Here is a 17,487-nt window from a genome sequence, read left to right as displayed (position 1 = left end):
AAAAGGCAAGTGGTAAAAACTCACCACTTGCCTCTTTTACTAAAAAAACAATTATAAAACTATTCGGCTATTGCATCTACTTTTCCTTCCACGAACTGTTTCATCCACTCGGTGGTAACAGATTTCGGTCTTTCCAGGGAAAGTCCGAGCGCCCTGTCCCAGCAAAGGGAAGCCAGTACGCCTAATGCGCGGGATACGCCAAACAACACGGTATAGAATTCATATTCCACCAGGCCGTAGTGTACCAGCAATGCGCCGGAGTGAGCATCTACGTTAGGCCATGGATTCTTTACCTTGCCCAGGTCCTGCAGGATTGGCGGCACGGTTTCATACACTTGCCATACAATTTTCACGAGTTCATCGTTTGGCAGGTGTTTTTTGGCAAACTCCATCTGTGCGGTGAAGCGAGGATCTGTTTTACGTAAAACGGCGTGACCGTAACCGGGTACTACTTTACCATCGGCTAAGGTTTTGCGTACGTAGGATTCAATTTGTTCTTTGGTAGGAACGCCACCACCCAGTTCTTCACGCATCTGGAGGATCCATTTGATCACTTCCTGGTTAGCGAGGCCGTGTAACGGACCCGCCAAACCGTTCATACCGGCGGCGAACGACAGGTAAGCATCGCTCAGTGCGGAACCTACCAGGTGCGTCGTGTGTGCGCTCACGTTACCACCTTCGTGGTCGGCGTGGATTACCATGTAAAGGCGCATCAGTTCTTTGAAACCTTCATCGGAGTAACCGAGCATGTGTGCAAAGTTACCTGCCCAGTCGAGCATGCCGTTTGGCTGAATATGCTGGCCACCTTTATATTTACGGCGGTAAACATATGCTGCAATACGTGGCAGACGGGCAATGAGGTTCATGGTGTCCTCATAGGTATAGCTCCAGTAATCTTTTTTATTAATTCCTTCTGAGTAAGCCTGTGCGAAAGCAGATTCTGTTTGCAGCGCCATGATGCCCACATTGAACATGGTCATGGGATGAGCTGTGATCGGGAGTGCTTCAATAGCATCAAAAACGTGGTTGGGTACATGAGAACGGCGGCCCCACATGCTGGACAGATATTGTACATCTGCCTCAGTAGGCAATTCGCCGATCAGCATCAGGTAAAATAAACCTTCGGGTAAAGGTTCTGCGCCACCTGGTGCTTTTGGCAGGTGTTCTCTTAATTCCGGGATGGAATATCCGCGAAAACGAATTCCTTCATTGGCATCCAGCAGGGAAGTTTCTGTTACCAGGCCGGTTATACCGCGCATACCCTGATAAACCTGTGCCAGTGTTACCTCCTCAATTTTCTTGGTGCCGTGATTCTTTACCAGGTCTTTTACTTCAATGTTAAGTTCATCTGCTTTAACCTTGAATTTCTCTTTTATGTACCCCATTTTACTGCTATTGTTATTAATGAAAACAAAATCGATCAATAGTCAAAAGTAATGATTTGTTAACGAAGTTACCACCCTTTCGTGGTATTTAATGCCAAATTAACAACGATTCCCGGATGAAAAAGTAAGGCGATATAGTCGCAGTGAGCTTCGTTAACAACATATCCACAAGCCGCTTACGAATATAATATATAACACATCTATATAGACGTTAAAGAAATGTAAAATTTTCAGAATGAATTGAAAATATTGAAAGAAAAATAGCGGTGATTTTAGCGGAGGTTGTCTTGAGCACTGATTACGCTGATTTTGCTGATTGACTTTTTGAGATTTGGGGAGATGGAAGCGGAGGTTGTCGCGAAGGTTGTCTTTCTCAGGATTACGCTGATTTTGCTGATTGACTTTTTGAGATTTGGGGAGATGGAAGCGGAGGTTGTCTTGGGCGCTGATTACGCTGATTTTATTGATTGGATTTTTGTGATTTTGAGGGAAGTTTGGAATTTTCAGGGAAATTGATAGGTAAATTTTATTGAATGAAATGGGAGGAGGATGGTGGTTGAATTAGGGTTGAATAAAGGTTGAATAAGATAGGATTGATAGTGACTGTGGAATACTTCATTTTTACTTTGCATAGGTTTAGCATATGCTTGAAAGATGCTTGATACATGCTTAATATATGCTGATGACCCGGAGGTGATGTGGAGGTGATGTGGAGGTGACGTGGACTTGAAGCTAAGATCTTTTATGGCAGGGCCTTACAGACGAAAAAGTATATGGCGCTTAGACGCAGTGCTACCATATAAGTGAACCGGTGTGCTAATATAACTGTGAAAATGACTCACCAGCATTCAGGCAATCACTACTGGTAAATACAACCCGTATTTTAAAATTATTTATGGAATAGTGATGGTAAAAAGCCTTTTAATTCCACTGAATTTTCCGAAAAATCACATAAAAACGAAATTAAACCAATTCCCCAGAGAAAAACCAATAGACGAATTAAAATCTAACCAGCGTACTAATCTTCCCAAATCCCTGCCAAAATCACAAAAATCAATCAATAAAATCAGCGTAATCAGCGCCCAAGACAACCTCCGCTAAAATCTAAATCTCAAAAAGTCAATCAGTAAAATCAAGGGAATCCTGAGAAAGACAACCTCCGCTTCCATCTCCCCAAATCTCAAAAGTCAATCAGCAAAATCAGCGTAATCAGTGCTCAAGACAACCTCCGCTAAAATCTCCGCTCCGCGTCATTTGGGGGCCTGGCGATACAGGTAGAACGCAAGCGCGCCGAACAAAATATTGGGTATCCATACCGCCAGCAGCGGGTTCAGGTCTGCTTTTACGGAAAATACGGTGGCAAATTGGAGGAATATGATGTAGCTGGCGCTGATCACAATACCTACTGCCAGGTGCAATCCACTTCCGCCCCTCACCTTCTTGGCGGCGATGATGCCACCGATCAGGGTAAGGATTACTACTGCGAAGGCGGCGGAGGTTCTCCTGTAGTATTCTACCCAATAGGTATTAAGTCCTTCGGCGCCACGGATGCTTTCCCGCTGGATGTATCGCCGGAGATCGGGCGTGGTCATGGCTTCCTGGATATTCTTTTCGTCGACCAGGTCTTTGGGGACCAGGGGTATTTTAAGCAGGGTATCCTGTTTGCTGGTCCAGGTTTCCTTCAGGCCGTTCATGGTGCGCATGGATACGTAGTCCAGTTTCCACTTTTTGGCGGTGGAATCCCAGCTGATACGGTCGGCTTTAAGTTTGAAAGTCATGGATTGTTTATTCACAACAGACAGTACAAAATTGCTCCCGCTTTTATAGTTGGGATCGTAAGTACCGAACGTTACATAGGTAAAGCTATCGATACGGGTGGTGCGGTCGTATTGTGATTTCTCGTCGTCGTGACTATGAAGGTATTTATTTTCAAAGCTGGTACGGATGCGGTTGGCGTTAGGAACTACCCAGTAGTTGGCGAGCCAGAGTACACCACCGAACAGGAAGGCGCCCATCCAGTAGGGACGCAGAAAACGGCGAAAGCTTACGCCGGCAGCCAGGATAGCGATGATCTCCGAGCGGTAGGCCATCTTGGAAGTAAAAAATATAACCGACAGGAATATAAACAACGGAAACAGTAACGCCAGGATATGCGGGATAAAGCCAAAGTAGTAATCCACTATGATTTCATGCAGCGACAGGTGATGCTTCATGAAGTCATCCACCTTTTCCGTAGTGTCGATCACTACAGAAATCAATAGGAATATCATCAGGGAGTAAATGAAAGTACCTATGAGCTTGCGTAAAATGTACCAGTCAATTTTAGTCATGACCCCAAAGATATTAGTTTATTTTATAGTCCGGACTTTTACAGGCGTGTTTTCAGCTGATTGATCATCCCGGTTTTCCAGGTAGCGAAAGTACCGGCCAATATTTGTTTGCGGGCTTCCTTCACGAGTTCCAGGTAAAAGGCCAGGTTGTGGATACTGGCTAATGTCATGCCTAAAATTTCGCCGGCTACAAACAGGTGTCGCAGGTAGGCCCTTGAGTAGGTGCTGGTGGCAAAGCAGGGGCTGTTGGCATCCACGGGACTAAAGTCGGTTGCCCATTTTTTGTTCCGGATGTTGATAACGCCGTTCCAGGTGAACAGCATTCCGTTACGGCCGTTGCGGGTGGGCATTACACAGTCGAACATATCGATGCCGAGGCTGATGTTTTCCAGGATATTCCAGGGGGTGCCTACGCCCATCAGGTAACGGGGTTTGTCGGCGGGCAGTGATTCGCATACCAGTCCGCACATTTCGTACATTTCATTTTCCGGTTCTCCAACGCTGAGGCCACCGATGGCATTACCGGCGCAATTGCGGGAGGCAATGTATTCCGCGGAGGCTTTGCGGAGATCCTTATAGGTACTGCCCTGTACAATCGGGAACAGGGTTTGTTCGTGACCGTAGGCAAGTTGGGTGTCGTTGAGGCGAGTGATGCAGCGGTCGAGCCAGCGGTGCGTGAGTTCCATCGACTTGCGTGCATAGCGGTATTCCGACGGATAGGGCGGGCATTCATCAAAGGCCATGATAATATCGGCTCCGATGGTGCGTTGGATATCCATTACATTTTCGGGCGTGAAGAGGTGGCGGGAGCCGTCGATGTGCGACTGAAAAACCACGCCTTCTTCTTTGATTTTGCGGTTGGCCGCCAGGGAAAACACCTGGTATCCGCCGCTATCGGTGAGGATGGGCCGGTCCCAGCCATTAAATTTATGCAGGCCACCGGCGAGCGACAACACTTCCAGGCCGGGTCTTAAATAAAGGTGATAGGTATTGCCAAGAATGATCTGAGCCTGTACATCTGCACGCAGCTGTTCCTGTGTAACCGCTTTTACGCTGCCAACAGTGCCTACCGGCATAAAAATGGGCGTTTCTATTTCCCCGTGGGCAGTGGTGATTTTCCCGGCCCTGGCATTGCTGCCGCTATCTGTAGTTATCAGTTCAAAATTCACTCGTCGATATTTCAGGCCGCAAAGATATTGAAATGAAGCGAAGATCGAAGCTGGTGGATTTTGCTGCGGGAGACAATCTCTCCAATGTTCATAATTAATTCTTTTACAGATAATAAAAATATTATATTTTTGCGGTCATTATGCTAGACCATCTAGGTGAAATTGCCTTATACTCTTTTGCTGCCATAGCCGGGATACAGATCATTTATTTTCTTTTTGTGTTTTCCCGGGTAGCTTTCTATAGACGTAAATTTGACCTGGACCATGCACCGGACGGGCCTTTCTCGGTTATCATCTGTGCCAAGGATGAAGAATTGAACCTGCAGAAGAATCTGCCGGGGGTACTGCAACAACGTTATCACCAGCACATGAAACCCGAATACGAGGTGATTGTGGTAAATGATAACTCTGAGGACGACACCAAGTACTACCTGCGCTCCATTGAGCCGGGTTATCCACATTACCGGCATATAGAGATCAAGCAGGCGGCCAAATTCATTCCCGGCAAGAAATACCCGCTTTCCATCGGTTTGAAGGGGGCCCAGTTTGAAAAGGTATTGCTTACGGATGCCGATTGCAAACCAGGCAGCACCTACTGGCTGTCGCTGATGAGCCAGGGCTTTACCGATAAGAAGGAAATTGTGCTGGGATACGGCGCTTATCATAAAAAACCGGGGTTCCTGAATAAGATCATCCGGTATGAAACCTTTTTCAGCGCGCTTCAGCATCTTTCCTTTGCCATGAGCGGTATGCCTTATATGGGTGTAGGCCGTAACCTGGCCTATAAAAGAGAGCTGTTCTTTAAACACAAGGGTTTTACGAGCCACCAGCATCTTGCCAGCGGGGACGATGATTTATTTGTGAACACGGCGGCCAACCGGAAAAATGTGGGGGTGGTAATAGACAAACAGGCTTTTACCTACTCTGAGCCTAAGCTGAGCTGGAGAAGCTGGTTCCAGCAAAAAACCCGGCATATGTCTACCGGCAAGCATTACCGTTTCGGTCATAAGTTTGTGCTGGGACTATTTTCGCTGACACATTTCCTTTTTTACCCGGCGTTTATTTTCGCTTTATTTTTCCCGCCGCCCATGCTCTGGTATGTGCTGGGAATTTTCGCCGGGAAAGTGCTGATACAGTCCATTATTACTTACGCCGCCATGCGCAGGCTGGATGAAAGCGATTTGTTTAAATTCAGCTGGCTGATGGACATTTTCATGGTGTTATATTATATCATCTTCACACCCGCTTTGCTTTTCAAGTCAAAAAATAAATGGTAATAAGCAGCAGGCAATAGCTTTCTGCTTATTTGCTTTTGCTTTACTTTTGCCGCATGGAAGTTATTTTAAAGTATTTCAGCGACTTCACACCGGGACAGCTGTCGCAGTTTGAGGCACTGCAGGGATTATACCAGGAATGGAACGAAAAGATCAATGTGATATCCCGTAAAGATATAGACGCCTTATATGAAAAACACGTATTACATTCTCTCAGTATAGCCGCTATAGCGGAGTTCCAGCCAGGCACCCAAATCCTGGACCTGGGTACCGGCGGCGGATTCCCGGGTATTCCCCTGGCCATCTTTTTCCCGGAAGTACAATTTCACCTGGTAGATTCTATCGGTAAAAAAATCAAGGTAGTGGAGGGGGTAGCGGAAGCGCTGCAGCTGAAAAACGTTACTGCGGCGCACAGCCGGGTGGAAGACATCAAGAACCGGAAGTTTGATATCGTGATTTCCCGTGCTGTGGCTCCTTTGGGAGATCTCTGGCGCTGGAGCAAGCATGTATTAAAGAAATCCACCGTACCTGGTAAGCAGTTTGAGAAGGGGCTGATTTGCCTGAAGGGCGGGGATCTGGCCCAGGAAATTTCTGACAGCGGCTTAAAGCCACGCCTGGTAAAGGTGTATGATATTTTCCCGGAAGAAAGTTTTAAGGAGAAATTTGTGGTATTGGCTAAGAGCTAAACCCGGTTTCCAGTGTGGTGTGGTGGATGCCCAGGTGTTCCAGTTCATGGCGCAGTTCTTTCTTCAAAGCTTCTGTGCCGGCAGCGTCCAGCTGCGGATCTATGGTTACCTGGGCAGTTAAAGCGTTTTCGGTAGTGCTGATCGCCCACACATGAATATGATAAATATCTTTCACCCCTTTCACGGCCAGTGCCTTTTTCCTTATTTCCTGTAAGTCGATGTCTTTGGGCACCCCGTCCATCGACAGGCGCAGGCTATCGCGCAGCAGCCCCCAGGTACCGATTACAATTACTACCATAACTATTATACTCAGCAGGGGATCCAGCCAATACCATTTTGTGTAGATGATCAGGATACCGGCAACTACGGTTGCCATAGATACCAGGGCATCGGCAGCCAGGTGGAGGTAGGCTCCTTTTATATTCAGGTCTCTTTCTTTGTCTTTGAAAAACAGCCAGGCCGTAAAGGCATTGATGAAAATACCGATGCCTGCTACAATGGCAATGGGGGTTCCGGGTACTTCGTAGGGCTGGCTGAAACGGCGGATAGCCTCATACCCGATTACGCCTACCACAATCAGCAGCAGCATAGCGTTAAACAGGGAGATAAGAATTGTACTTTTGCGGTAGCCGTAGGTATAGCCGGGGTTGGAGGTGATTTTAACCAGGCGGAAACCCAGCAGTGAGAGGGCCAGGCTGGCCACATCGCTGAGATTATGCCCGGCATCGGCCATGAGGGCCAGGGAATGGGTGAGGAAACCGGCGATAAACTCGGCCGCCACAAAAGCCAGGTTGAGGGAAATACCCCATATGAAAGCCCTGTTAACCTGGGCGTTGTTAAGTGCCGGCGTATGAGCGTGGGCATGATCATGCATAAACGACTGATTTCCTTGTACGTAATTTAAGAAGATTTTTTTTCGTCCTTATAAAATATCCGCTTCGCTGCTTCGTCATCCTTATTAAGATGAAACAGCTGGTCCTTACAAATAGCATTATGGCCATAGAGCAAAACGAACGCATACAGGCAACCGTGAAGCAGGAACGCAAGCGATTGCTGCATTTTATCCGGCAACGGGTAAATAATGCGTCCGATGCAGAGGATATTTTACAGGATGTTTTCTATCAGTTTACCGAATACCTGCGCCTGGGAAGCCAGGTAGATTCTATCACCGGATGGCTTTTTGCCGTAACCCGGAATAAGATTACCGATTGGTTCCGTAAGAAGAAAGAAACTCCTTTTTCCGAATTCACGCGCGAGATAGAGGGCGAAGAAGTGCTATTTCTCCCCGAACTACTTTCCGACAAAAACATGGAGGCAGACACTCCGATGGCGAAAAAGATTATGTCGGAAGCCATTATGCAGGCCATTGATGAGTTACCGGCCGATCAGCGGCAGGTATTCCTGCAGCACGAACTGGAGGGGAAATCCTTTAAGGAAATGAGTGAAGAAACCGGCATCGGGGTAAATACCCTTTTGTCACGCAAACGTTATGCAGTGCTATTCCTGCGGGAACGCCTGGCAGAGCTGTACAACGAATTACTTAACGACTGATTTAATTAAAAAGATATGAGAAACAATTTTGGCAGAAGAAGAGGACTACAGGTGCTCAAATTTGTGATAATGGGAGTGCTGTTTGTTACAGTTGTGGGATTTGCCACCATGCTATTATGGAACTGCCTGATCCCTGAACTGTTCCACGGGCCGGTCATTACTTTCTGGCAGGCGCTTGGCCTGATGTTACTGGGTAAGTTACTTTTTGGATGGCATAACCATCACGATAAATTTAACCGTGGCCGGGAATGGAAATCCCGCCTGAAAGACAGGATGGCGAACATGACGCCGGAAGAACAGGAGAAAATGAGAGAACACCTGCGCAACCGCTGCAGAACCGGGTTTGGCGCATGGAAACGTGACGACTGGCATCGTGATCCGGACAGCAGATGGGACCGTGACCGTGACCCTGAACAACCTAAAAACGAAGAAAAAGAATCACACTAAAAACATTTGTGCGATGATAGGAATATTCAAAACCAATATAGGCAGCCTGGAGGAGCGCCAGCAGATGATCCAGGCCATTGCTTCCAGCTTTCCCGTTGGGTCATGCCATGTAGACCTGGACGACTGCGATAAAGTATTACGCATTGCCGACTTACAGGTGGAAGAGAATATTATTATAGAATTCGTTCAAAAACAAGGTTTTGAATGCGCTGTGCTGGAATAATCTGAGATTTTTCCACAGCAAATCAATATTCCCGGGCCATGTGGCGGTTTTATTATACATAAATTCATTTTATATGTAATATGCTATTGGCCGGTTCGCAAATCTGACGTAACTTCAAAGAGAATGCAGCGGCCCGGGTATATTGTTTACAAAGCCAGGTATTGTGTATTTGAAACCCTCTAAATTTTGTTTCCTATGTACCTGAACCAGCACGAGATCAAATCTCTCTTAAATACCAGTTTCGATAACTTCGTGGATTTTGTGAATACGTTGCCGGATATACGTTTTACCGCATCCCCTTACGGTAAGTGGTCTGCCGGCCAGCAGCTCGATCATCTCACCAAATCCATCAGGCCCGTAAGCAGCGCCATGGGATTTCCCAAAGTAACCCTGCTGTATTTCGGCACCAGCGCCATGCCATCACGGTCGTATGACCAGCTGGTGGCTGATTATGAGCGGATACTGGATGCCGGCGCAAAGGCTACCAGGGCCTATCAGCCCGGGGTGATCTATCCTGCGCAGCGACCGGCGTTACTGCAAGGTTTTCTTCTCCAGAAAAATAAACTGATCAACAAACTGGCTGCCTGGTCGGAAAGTGACCTGGACAAATACCGCCTGCCGCATCCCCTGCTCGGAAAAATTACTATCCGCGAGATGCTGTATTACATTGCGCATCATAATGAACATCACCTGAACAAATTAAAGGACCAGGAATTACAGGGCCACACCTGGCAGAACCAATTACAGCAGCTGATATTCTGATTTTTTAGGTTAAATTGTTCCTACTTAAAAAATCATCATGGCTACAACTGCGTTAGTCATCAGCGGCGGCGGCTCCAGGGCAGCTTTTGCTGTTGGCGCCCTGAAGTACCTCTATTCACAACAACCGGCCATTGCATTCGACTTTTTTTGTGGCACTGGTATCAGCGCATTAATTGCTCCGCTTGCAGCTTTGGGAGAAATTGGCTTGCTGGAAAAATTGTTCACCAGCAACACCACCGCCGACCTGGTAAGCACCAGTACCATGTTGCAACGCTTCCCCCAAAACAACTCTCTTTACAACGCCACCGCCCTTACCCATAAAATTACCAACATCTTTACTGACGTCCGCTTCCGGGCGCTGCAACAGCTGAACAAAGAAGTATTTGTGGCCGCGCGCTGCCTGCAAACCAATCGTATCACCTACTTTTCCCCGTCAGGTACGGATATGGTGAAGAAGGATTATGACGTTATATCGCTGCACGACAATTACACATTCCGTGAAGCCATGCAGGCATCCTGCAGCATGCCGGTGTTTATGCCGCCGGTGGAAGTGGCTTCCCTTCCCGATCATGTGCAGCAGTTCACCAATGCAGGAGGCGCCCACTATCATCCCGTTAAACTGGCCATAGAAAAAGGCGCCGCCGAAATCTATGTTATCCTGCTCACCCCGGAAATACCCGGCGAAGACGATATCTTATTCAAAAACTTACTCGATATCCTCGAAAAACAGGTGGATAACAGCACCAATGAAATAGCTGCTACCGACCTGGAAATAACACAGCTCATCAACCAGTCGCTGACCTATCTTGATACTGTAAAAGATCACCTGAAAAAAAAGGGCATCCCTGCTGCTGATATCGATGCGTGTTTTGATCTTCCTACTACTAACCCGTTCAAGGGGAAAAGAACGGTAAAGCTGCATGTCATCCGTCCAAAAACAGCACTGGATGTAGCTATGGGAGGACTCGAATTTATACCGCAGGCAATGAAAGAAATGATGGAAGCGGGGGAACAGCGGGCAGCAGAAGTGTTGCAACTGCTGTAAAAAAATACCGGGATGCTGCTTTTGCAAACAACATCCCGGCGCATGCTTTATTACTGGTGTGTGTTAAGACACTGCTTTGTTATTACTTCTGTCCACATCGGCCATACGCTGACTGGGATCTATTTCCAGCTCCTTAATATCTCCAAGCGGGGTATCCAGTTCCACTTCATAAACTGGATTAGTCCAGTACCAAACGGGATCGACTATACGCTTTACATCCGGGTATTCGTTCGGTTTTTCGCCATACATAATTGACAACGGAATATAGTGCAGCACTTTATTACCGCTCTTATCTGTTACCATAAAATCAATGGGCATCGGCATATATCCTACCCTGCGCAAACGCACTATTGTTTTATTCCCCTTTGCAAAAACACTGTCGATACCATAGTCGATATGTTTTACCGCATTGATAAAATATTGTTTATACCAATCCAGTTCTATCCCACTTTCTTTCTCCATTACCCGTACAAAATCATTTACGTTCGGATGTTTGAAGCGCCACTCGTTATAATAGCGTAACAGGCCGTTGTCGCGGTTTTTAGCACCGATTACATACCCCAGCTGTTCCAGGAACACCGCGCCTTTGGAATAGGCGGTAAGACTGTAACCATAATTGGTATTAAAGTGATCGGCGTGTGTGGTAGCGGGTTCTTCGAACGGGCTTCTTGCCAGCGCAAAATAGCCGGCATAAGCATCTTCCTGTGCATCGCGGCCTTTCAGTGAGTCGACCGTATTAAAGATCACATTGTTTTCCGCGAAGGTGGTAAAGCCTTCATCCATCCATGGATACAGGCTTTCGTTGGTGGCCAGCATTCCCTGGTACCAGCTGTGCATCCATTCGTGCATGGCTACACCATACAGGCCATCCATTTTACCGTTGCCCATGATGAGCGTGCCCATTGGATATTCCATACCGCCGTCGCCGCCTTGTATGAACGAATACTGCTCATACGGGTAAGCGCCGTAATGTGCTTTGATATAGGCATAGGCTGCCGGTACCATTTTGGCCAGTTGAGGCCAGGTATTGTGCGTGTATTCGTTGTCGATATAAAAGAAGTGCGCCGTAAAGCCATCCACTTTCTGTGTGATGTGTTTGTAATCCGGATCGGCGGCCCACATAAAATCATGTACATTGGGCGCAATGAAATGCCAGGTGAGCGTTTTGCCGGTAGGAGGCGCTACTTTGACGCCTGGTTTCTCGTAACCATGGCCAATCTGATCGGGATTTTGCAGGTAGCCTGTACCGCCAATCACGTATTTTTTATCGATGGTGATCTTTACGTCATAGTCGCCCCATACGCCATAAAATTCGCGGGCGATGTAAGGGGTGGCGTGCCATCCTTCATAATCGTATTCGCACATTTTAGGATACCACTGTGACATGGAGAAGTCCACTCCTTCTGCGTTATTGCGGCCACTGCGACGGATCTGTACCGGCACCTGTGAGGCAAACTCCATGTCAAAAACGGCTTTGGAGTGTGGAAGGATCGGCTTATCCAGCGGCACTTCCAGGATAGTTTCCACTACTTTGAAGTCCTGTGGTTTTCCATCGCGTTTCAGGGAGATGATTTTCTGGTAGCCTATTTCATCTGGTTTCAGCTGGGAGATGCGGTCGCGTACGCGGTTATCCCAGTCGCGGCGTTCATTCCCTTTCTTATCTTTTCCTATTACAATTTTGCCCAGTTCGCGGCTGCGCACATCCATCATGCTGCCGGGCTGAAAGGCGTTCCAGTAGAGGTGATAAAAGACTTTCTTTAATGTATCGGGGGAGTTGTTGTAATATTCAAGGTGTTGTTGCCCTGTGAACTGATTGGCCGGCGCGTCCACCTTCACATCCATCGTATACTTTACTCTCTGCTGCCAGCGGTCTGACTGAGCGCTTAGTTTTAACCAGCTGCCCGCCAGCAAAGCGATGGCCAGACAGCTACCTGTTGTAACCCGATACTTCATTCCGTTTCATTTGGTTTAAAACAGCTAAAATAAGGATGATTTGGCGATTTTGCCGTTGATATTTGATGAATGCGGGCGGCGGAAGTAAATCAGGAGAAACTGTGGAGGGTGAGCCCGACAAAGTCCGCGTACTGTTGTGCGGCTGGTTCAAACGTTTTGAGTGTGGCTTTTTTAAGTGGTTTAAACGGATCGGTCATGATGGTGACACTGTCTTTTTTAAAGCTGCGTTTCCAGGTGCCGATGATTTGCCCGTTCTGCACCATGAGTGGGTTGAAGATCCCGTTGATCGTCATTACCTTTTTGGCAAACTGCATGTCTATCAGTGTGCTGCGGTCTTTATAGCCGATGAAATATTCATCGAAGGCGGGCAGCAGCAGGGCGGTATCTTGTGTGGTTTGTTTTTTTCCGGGGGCCATCCAGTAGGCCGTGCCGTTTACATCCAATGGTTTTAATGCGGATTGGGCGCCTTCCAGTCCGGTTCTGGCATCTGTGAGCGACAAGCCGGCCCATTGGGCAAAGTCCGGTAAGGTAGCCGGGCCGTGGCTGATGAAGTAGCGCTTGGCCAGGGTAACCAGCGACGTTTGTTTGTCGAGTGTTGCTGTGCCGGGCAGCCATTCATCTAATAAGGTGTAGGTAAATTGTTTTCCGCTGAGGGGACCGTTGCAAATAATTCCGTCGGCCGCAGCGTGATAAATGATGTGGTTCATGCGGTTGTCATCGGTATTAATTCCTTTTCCCTGCAGCAGGATGATGAGTTCTTTGCGGGTAAGGTGGTTACCTCCCTGCAGTGCTTTGGCGATGTATTGATTGGTTTTCTGCAGGAGGGCGTTGTCCATGTCCAGTTTGCGCATCATGCTGCCCATGCGGGCTTTTATGGTGGGCGAAATGAGTTGGAGTATCCATCGTACATCGGCGGCAGCCAGGAGATGCAGGGTACCGCGGAAGGCGGTAGTGCGGATAATGGATTTATTGCTGATCGCTTTTTCGATGTCTGTATCGGTGCTGCCGGGGAGCCGTGCACCAATACCCCATTTGCTGTTGGCATGCTCCTGAGCCTGCATGGCGCCGAAGAAGGCTACTATGTCCTGTGGTTTTTTGAAAGATGTTTTGAGCAACTGTTGGTGCTGGAGTCTTAATGCAGCGATATCAATAACAGGCATGGCTAAATGATTTGTTATACAAAACAACAGCACGGGTGTGACAACGGTATGTCAGCAACCAACCGGAAGTTAAAGATAATTATTCAACGCCCTGAACTACTACTACAATTTCTCCTTTTACGCCTTTTTCAGCGAAGTAGTCGTGTACTTCCTGGAGGGTGCCGCGTTTATTTTCCTCGAACATTTTGGTGAGTTCGCGGCATACGCAGCATGGGCGGTCTGGTCCGAAATACTGGATCAGGTCGGAGAGGGTTCTGAGCAGCCTCATGGGCGACTCATAAAAAACGATGGTCCGTTCTTCGGTAGCCAGTTTTGTAAAGAGGGTGTGGCGACCTTTTTTAAGGGGGAAGAATCCTTCAAAGGCGAAGCGGGTCATGGGAATGCCGCTGTTTACCAGTGCGGGTACAAAGGCGGTGGCGCCGGGAAGGCATTCCACCGGTACGCCGGCGCGGGCGCATTCCCTTACCAGTAAAAACCCGGGATCGGAAACTCCGGGTGTACCGGCATCCGTGAGCATGGCCATTGTTTTACCACCCTGCAGCTGTTGCAGGAGGTGTTGTACTATTTTATGCTCATTATGCTGGTGGTAGGGTGTAACGGGTTTATTGATCTGGTAATGCCGCAGTAATACGCTGGAAGTACGGGTATCTTCCGCGAGGATGAGATCAGCTTCTTCGAGTACTTTTACGGCCCGGTAGGTAATATCGGCGAGGTTGCCAATGGGAGATGGAACGAGATATAATTTCATAATTTAATTACGAATTACGAATTACGAAAGTGTGGGGAGATGCAGTCCGGAGACTTTACCAGTCATCTCCCCACAGCTCCGTTATCCGCAATTCGCAATTAATTATTGTATTTGTACTTCAAAAGATTCCATTACCTGGTTTGCCAACAGTTTCTGGCAGGCATTTTCAGCGATCTGCCTTGCTTCTTCCTGGCTGGCGGCTTCAATTTGCAGAGTAATGTGTTTACCAATACGTACATCTTGTACCTGGCCCAGGCCGAGGTTCTTGAGACCACTCATTACCGCTTTACCTTGCGGGTCTAATAATTCTTTCAGTGGCATCACATTGATATGTGCAGTAAAAGTCATTGTGCTAGAAATTTTGCCGCAAACCTACATCAAAAAATCCAGAATGTTAAACCGCTTCTATTTTGGGCGGCGCCACTACCGATAATATTACGTAACAAATAAATATAAAAGGAACGGCAGCGAACTTCAGAAGCGGTATGCTCACCAGGGTGAGCCCGATCAGTAAGAAGCGGGGCCAGTTGTGTGCCAGGCTTTTGCTTTTGAACTTCAGGCTGATCATGGGTATTTCCGCCACCATCAGGTAGCAGAGCACGGCAATGGTGATATATAATACCCAGATATTCTGGAACCAATGCGCCAGGTTGAAGGGATTAAATAAAAGAATAAGTGGGAAAGAGGCCACCAGCAAGGCTACTGCCGGAGTGGGCACGCCAATGAAACTTTCAGACTGACGGGTATCTATATTGAACTTGGCGAGGCGGTAAGCAGCGAAACAGGGTACCAGTAAGGCCGGCGCCAGGTTGAGAATAGATACGTCGAAAACGTCGGGTTGCTGAAAATAAGCGCTGCGCAGGAGGCGGTATAACATCATGCCGGGCACTACGCCAAAGGTAACTACATCGGCCAGTGAATCGAGTTCCTTGCCCATAGGCCCTGATACTTTGAGGAGGCGGGCTATCATGCCATCAAAAAAATCAAAAATCCCTGCAATCACTACCAGAGCAGATGCCCAGTATACAGGTTCAGGGCTGATAATCGTATAGTCGGTACCGTTAATTTCCGCGCGGTATTCGGGCGCATGCAGTATGCAGATAATGGCCAGTGCACCGCAGAAGAGGTTACATAGGGTAAGAATATTCGGTATTTGTTTCATTAACTATGATTATGATGATTTTGTGATTATCCTGATGAGCGAAGATAGAATATTGACAATTATATTATATCATCTATCTTTTAATCTTTGCTAACCAGGATAATCACAAAAAAACACCTTTATTTTTTCGCCATCAGGGCTTCAATTTCATCTGCCGTGATAGGAATATTCTTCATCAGGTCTACATTACCATCGGCGGTGAGCCAGATATTGTTTTCGATGCGGATACCCAGTTGTTCTTCTTCAATATAAATACCTGGTTCGATGGTCATTACAGCGCCCACCGGGATAGGTTGATGGAAGGAAGGGCCGAGATCGTGCACATCCACACCCAGGTGATGGGAAATACCGTGGTACAGGTATTTGCGGTAGGCCGGTGTTTCCGGGTCCTGGTTTTTCACCTGTTCTTCTGTGAGCAGACCTATTTTTATGAATTGTTTAGTGGCTTCCTCTCCTACCATTTCGTGGTATTTGGCGATGGTGATGCCCGGGCGGAGGATGGATTTGGCGTAGTTATGCAGGTGCAGGCAGGCATCATATACCTGGCGCTGGCGGGGCGAAAACTTACCATTTACCGGTACAGAGCGGGTAAGATCCGCATTGTATCCGCCGTATTCTGCACCGAAGTCCATCAGGATCACTTCCCCATCCTTACATTCCTGGTTATTAGAGATGTAATGCAGGGTGCGGGCACGGTCGCCGGAGGCGATGATAGAACTGTAAGCTTCACCGGCAGAGCGGTTACGCAGGAATTCGTGTAAAATTTCCGCATGGATTTCGTGTTCCCATACGCCGGGTTTAATGAATGTCAGCAGGCGGCGGAAAGTTTTTTCCGTGATGTCCATTGCTTCCTGCATCACCTTGATTTCTTCCGGTGTTTTTACCGCGCGCAGTTCTTTAAAGATAACGGCTGCACGCAGGTAGTTATGGAGCGGGTAGCGTACTTTCATTTCCTGTACATAGCGGTAGTCTTTTACCGGTACCTGGTTTGCCTTGCGGTTATTTTCGTTGGAATTCAGGTAGATGTTGGCGGCTTCGTTGATCCACTGTTGTAAAAGCGCATCCAGGCTATCGAGCCATACAACGGTATTCATTCCTGACACCGCATACGCCTCGTCTTTGCGCAGCCTGTGGCCGTCCCACTTTTCCTTTAGTTCGTTAGGCCGTACCAGCACCAGTACTTCGCGGTACTTCGGGTCGGGGTTATCGGGATATAGCACCACCATCGTATCCTCCTGATCAATGCCTGTGAGCCAATACAGATCAGCATTCTGTTTGAACTTGTACAACGCGTCGCCATTGGTGGGCAGTTCGTCATTGGAGTTGATAATAGCTATAGACTGTGGCTGCATTTTAGCCACAAAACGCTGGCGGTTCTTCACGAACAGCTGCGGATCCAAGGGCAGATTCTTCATATCGCTTAATTTCAAATGAGGCTTCAAACCTATGTAAAATTCGGGAGGTAGAAATATGAAAATGGCCGGAACCGGCAAATCGGTCAATATCTGCACCATTAAATGACAAAATCGTACTAATATTTCCTTACAATTATTTAATAGTATATTCTCTCAATTTTGCTTAGATAATTCCGC

17 protein-coding genes are annotated in these 17,487 nt (G+C 47.5%); 7 read left to right on the top strand and 10 right to left on the bottom strand.

Translation table 11 applies throughout. The features are described from left to right. Positions 1-59 precede the first annotated feature (59 nt). The 3 genes from AB6805_RS10445 to tgt all read right to left on the bottom strand — a co-directional run bounded on the left by AB6805_RS10445 (position 60) and on the right by tgt (position 4,884). On the bottom strand, positions 60-1,385 hold the full coding sequence (locus tag AB6805_RS10445) for a citrate (Si)-synthase, eukaryotic (RefSeq protein WP_370909366.1): 1,326 nt from the start codon (positions 1,383-1,385) through the stop codon (positions 60-62). A 1,250-nt stretch (positions 1,386-2,635) separates the two neighbouring features. Further along, positions 2,636-3,715, bottom strand: a complete 1,080-nt coding sequence (locus tag AB6805_RS10440) for an LptF/LptG family permease (protein WP_370909365.1) — start codon at positions 3,713-3,715, stop codon at positions 2,636-2,638. Positions 3,716-3,753: 38 nt separating this feature from the next. Further along, on the bottom strand, positions 3,754-4,884 hold the full coding sequence (gene tgt, locus AB6805_RS10435) for a tRNA guanosine(34) transglycosylase Tgt (RefSeq protein ID WP_370909364.1): 1,131 nt from the start codon (positions 4,882-4,884) through the stop codon (positions 3,754-3,756). Between the two features lie 140 nt (positions 4,885-5,024). Between tgt and AB6805_RS10430 the strand changes: the two genes are divergently transcribed. Continuing rightward, positions 5,025-6,161 (top strand): glycosyltransferase, encoded by a 1,137-nt coding sequence (locus AB6805_RS10430; protein WP_370909363.1) that lies wholly within the window; start codon positions 5,025-5,027, stop codon positions 6,159-6,161. 53 nt (positions 6,162-6,214) lie between these two features. Further along, positions 6,215-6,844, top strand: a complete 630-nt coding sequence (gene rsmG, locus AB6805_RS10425; RefSeq protein ID WP_370909362.1) for a 16S rRNA (guanine(527)-N(7))-methyltransferase RsmG — start codon at positions 6,215-6,217, stop codon at positions 6,842-6,844. On the opposite strand, the gene AB6805_RS10420 is transcribed toward rsmG, so the two are convergent. Beyond that, entirely contained in the window at positions 6,834-7,718 is an 885-nt protein-coding gene (locus AB6805_RS10420; RefSeq protein WP_370909361.1) for a cation diffusion facilitator family transporter, read from the bottom strand. The two genes, rsmG and AB6805_RS10420, sit on opposite strands and share 11 nt — an antisense overlap. A gap of 89 nt (positions 7,719-7,807) precedes the next feature. Between AB6805_RS10420 and AB6805_RS10415 the strand changes: the two genes are divergently transcribed. The 5 genes from AB6805_RS10415 to AB6805_RS10395 all read left to right on the top strand — a co-directional run bounded on the left by AB6805_RS10415 (position 7,808) and on the right by AB6805_RS10395 (position 10,872). After that, positions 7,808-8,395 (top strand): RNA polymerase sigma factor, encoded by a 588-nt coding sequence (locus AB6805_RS10415; RefSeq protein WP_370909360.1) that lies wholly within the window; start codon positions 7,808-7,810, stop codon positions 8,393-8,395. A gap of 15 nt (positions 8,396-8,410) precedes the next feature. After that, the gene (locus AB6805_RS10410) at positions 8,411-8,842 is read left to right on the top strand and encodes a hypothetical protein (RefSeq protein WP_370909359.1); all 432 of its coding nucleotides are present in this window, start codon (positions 8,411-8,413) and stop codon (positions 8,840-8,842) included. A 13-nt stretch (positions 8,843-8,855) separates the two neighbouring features. Then, positions 8,856-9,065, top strand: a complete 210-nt coding sequence (locus AB6805_RS10405) for a hypothetical protein (RefSeq protein WP_079469342.1) — start codon at positions 8,856-8,858, stop codon at positions 9,063-9,065. Positions 9,066-9,260: 195 nt separating this feature from the next. After that, positions 9,261-9,827, top strand: coding sequence for a DinB family protein (locus AB6805_RS10400; RefSeq protein ID WP_370909358.1), 567 nt, complete (start codon positions 9,261-9,263; stop codon positions 9,825-9,827). A gap of 37 nt (positions 9,828-9,864) precedes the next feature. Next, positions 9,865-10,872, top strand: a complete 1,008-nt coding sequence (locus AB6805_RS10395; protein ID WP_370909357.1) for a patatin-like phospholipase family protein — start codon at positions 9,865-9,867, stop codon at positions 10,870-10,872. Between the two features lie 63 nt (positions 10,873-10,935). Here the strand turns inward: AB6805_RS10395 and AB6805_RS10390 are convergent, their stop codons facing one another. The 6 genes from AB6805_RS10390 to AB6805_RS10365 form a co-directional block, all read right to left on the bottom strand. Then, on the bottom strand, positions 10,936-12,825 hold the full coding sequence (locus AB6805_RS10390) for a M1 family metallopeptidase (RefSeq protein ID WP_370909356.1): 1,890 nt from the start codon (positions 12,823-12,825) through the stop codon (positions 10,936-10,938). 89 nt (positions 12,826-12,914) lie between these two features. Continuing rightward, positions 12,915-13,985 (bottom strand): winged helix DNA-binding domain-containing protein, encoded by a 1,071-nt coding sequence (locus tag AB6805_RS10385; protein WP_370909355.1) that lies wholly within the window; start codon positions 13,983-13,985, stop codon positions 12,915-12,917. Between the two features lie 79 nt (positions 13,986-14,064). Next, positions 14,065-14,733 (bottom strand): 16S rRNA (cytidine(1402)-2'-O)-methyltransferase, encoded by a 669-nt coding sequence (rsmI, locus tag AB6805_RS10380; protein ID WP_370909354.1) that lies wholly within the window; start codon positions 14,731-14,733, stop codon positions 14,065-14,067. A 102-nt stretch (positions 14,734-14,835) separates the two neighbouring features. Next, positions 14,836-15,081, bottom strand: a complete 246-nt coding sequence (gene purS / locus AB6805_RS10375; protein ID WP_142683702.1) for a phosphoribosylformylglycinamidine synthase subunit PurS — start codon at positions 15,079-15,081, stop codon at positions 14,836-14,838. Positions 15,082-15,127: 46 nt separating this feature from the next. Then, a complete protein-coding gene (locus AB6805_RS10370; protein WP_370909353.1) occupies positions 15,128-15,895 on the bottom strand; it encodes a phosphatidylcholine/phosphatidylserine synthase in 768 nt (255 codons plus the stop codon). A gap of 119 nt (positions 15,896-16,014) precedes the next feature. After that, positions 16,015-17,310 carry an aminopeptidase P N-terminal domain-containing protein gene (locus AB6805_RS10365; protein WP_370909352.1) on the bottom strand — a complete coding sequence of 432 codons (1,296 nt, stop codon included), beginning with the start codon at positions 17,308-17,310 and terminating at the stop codon, positions 16,015-16,017. Between the last annotated feature and the right edge of the window lie 177 nt (positions 17,311-17,487).

It is taken from the genome of Chitinophaga sp. RCC_12, from assembly GCF_041360695.1.
Classification (GTDB): Bacteria; Bacteroidota; Bacteroidia; order Chitinophagales; family Chitinophagaceae; genus Chitinophaga.
Note: the sequence above shows the minus strand (reverse complement) of the source record. Positions and strands in the feature narration are given on the sequence as shown.

What these genes read in the sequence shown, in the direction of transcription:
- AB6805_RS10445 (WP_370909366.1), bottom strand. Translation starts at nt 1,385, where the DNA reads ATGGGGTACATAAAAGAGAAATTCAAGGTTAAAGCAGATGAACTTAAC.
- AB6805_RS10440 (WP_370909365.1), bottom strand. Translation starts at nt 3,715, where the DNA reads ATGACTAAAATTGACTGGTACATTTTACGCAAGCTCATAGGTACTTTC.
- AB6805_RS10430 (WP_370909363.1), top strand. Translation starts at nt 5,025, where the DNA reads ATGCTAGACCATCTAGGTGAAATTGCCTTATACTCTTTTGCTGCCATA.
- rsmG (WP_370909362.1), top strand. Translation starts at nt 6,215, where the DNA reads ATGGAAGTTATTTTAAAGTATTTCAGCGACTTCACACCGGGACAGCTG.
- AB6805_RS10420 (WP_370909361.1), bottom strand. Translation starts at nt 7,718, where the DNA reads ATGCATGATCATGCCCACGCTCATACGCCGGCACTTAACAACGCCCAG.
- AB6805_RS10415 (WP_370909360.1), top strand. Translation starts at nt 7,808, where the DNA reads ATGAAACAGCTGGTCCTTACAAATAGCATTATGGCCATAGAGCAAAAC.
- AB6805_RS10410 (WP_370909359.1), top strand. Translation starts at nt 8,411, where the DNA reads ATGAGAAACAATTTTGGCAGAAGAAGAGGACTACAGGTGCTCAAATTT.
- AB6805_RS10405 (WP_079469342.1), top strand. Translation starts at nt 8,856, where the DNA reads ATGATAGGAATATTCAAAACCAATATAGGCAGCCTGGAGGAGCGCCAG.
- AB6805_RS10400 (WP_370909358.1), top strand. Translation starts at nt 9,261, where the DNA reads ATGTACCTGAACCAGCACGAGATCAAATCTCTCTTAAATACCAGTTTC.
- AB6805_RS10395 (WP_370909357.1), top strand. Translation starts at nt 9,865, where the DNA reads ATGGCTACAACTGCGTTAGTCATCAGCGGCGGCGGCTCCAGGGCAGCT.
- AB6805_RS10390 (WP_370909356.1), bottom strand. Translation starts at nt 12,825, where the DNA reads ATGAAGTATCGGGTTACAACAGGTAGCTGTCTGGCCATCGCTTTGCTG.
- AB6805_RS10385 (WP_370909355.1), bottom strand. Translation starts at nt 13,985, where the DNA reads ATGCCTGTTATTGATATCGCTGCATTAAGACTCCAGCACCAACAGTTG.
- rsmI (WP_370909354.1), bottom strand. Translation starts at nt 14,733, where the DNA reads ATGAAATTATATCTCGTTCCATCTCCCATTGGCAACCTCGCCGATATT.
- purS (WP_142683702.1), bottom strand. Translation starts at nt 15,081, where the DNA reads ATGACTTTTACTGCACATATCAATGTGATGCCACTGAAAGAATTATTA.
- AB6805_RS10370 (WP_370909353.1), bottom strand. Translation starts at nt 15,895, where the DNA reads ATGAAACAAATACCGAATATTCTTACCCTATGTAACCTCTTCTGCGGT.
- AB6805_RS10365 (WP_370909352.1), bottom strand. Translation starts at nt 17,310, where the DNA reads ATGAAGAATCTGCCCTTGGATCCGCAGCTGTTCGTGAAGAACCGCCAG.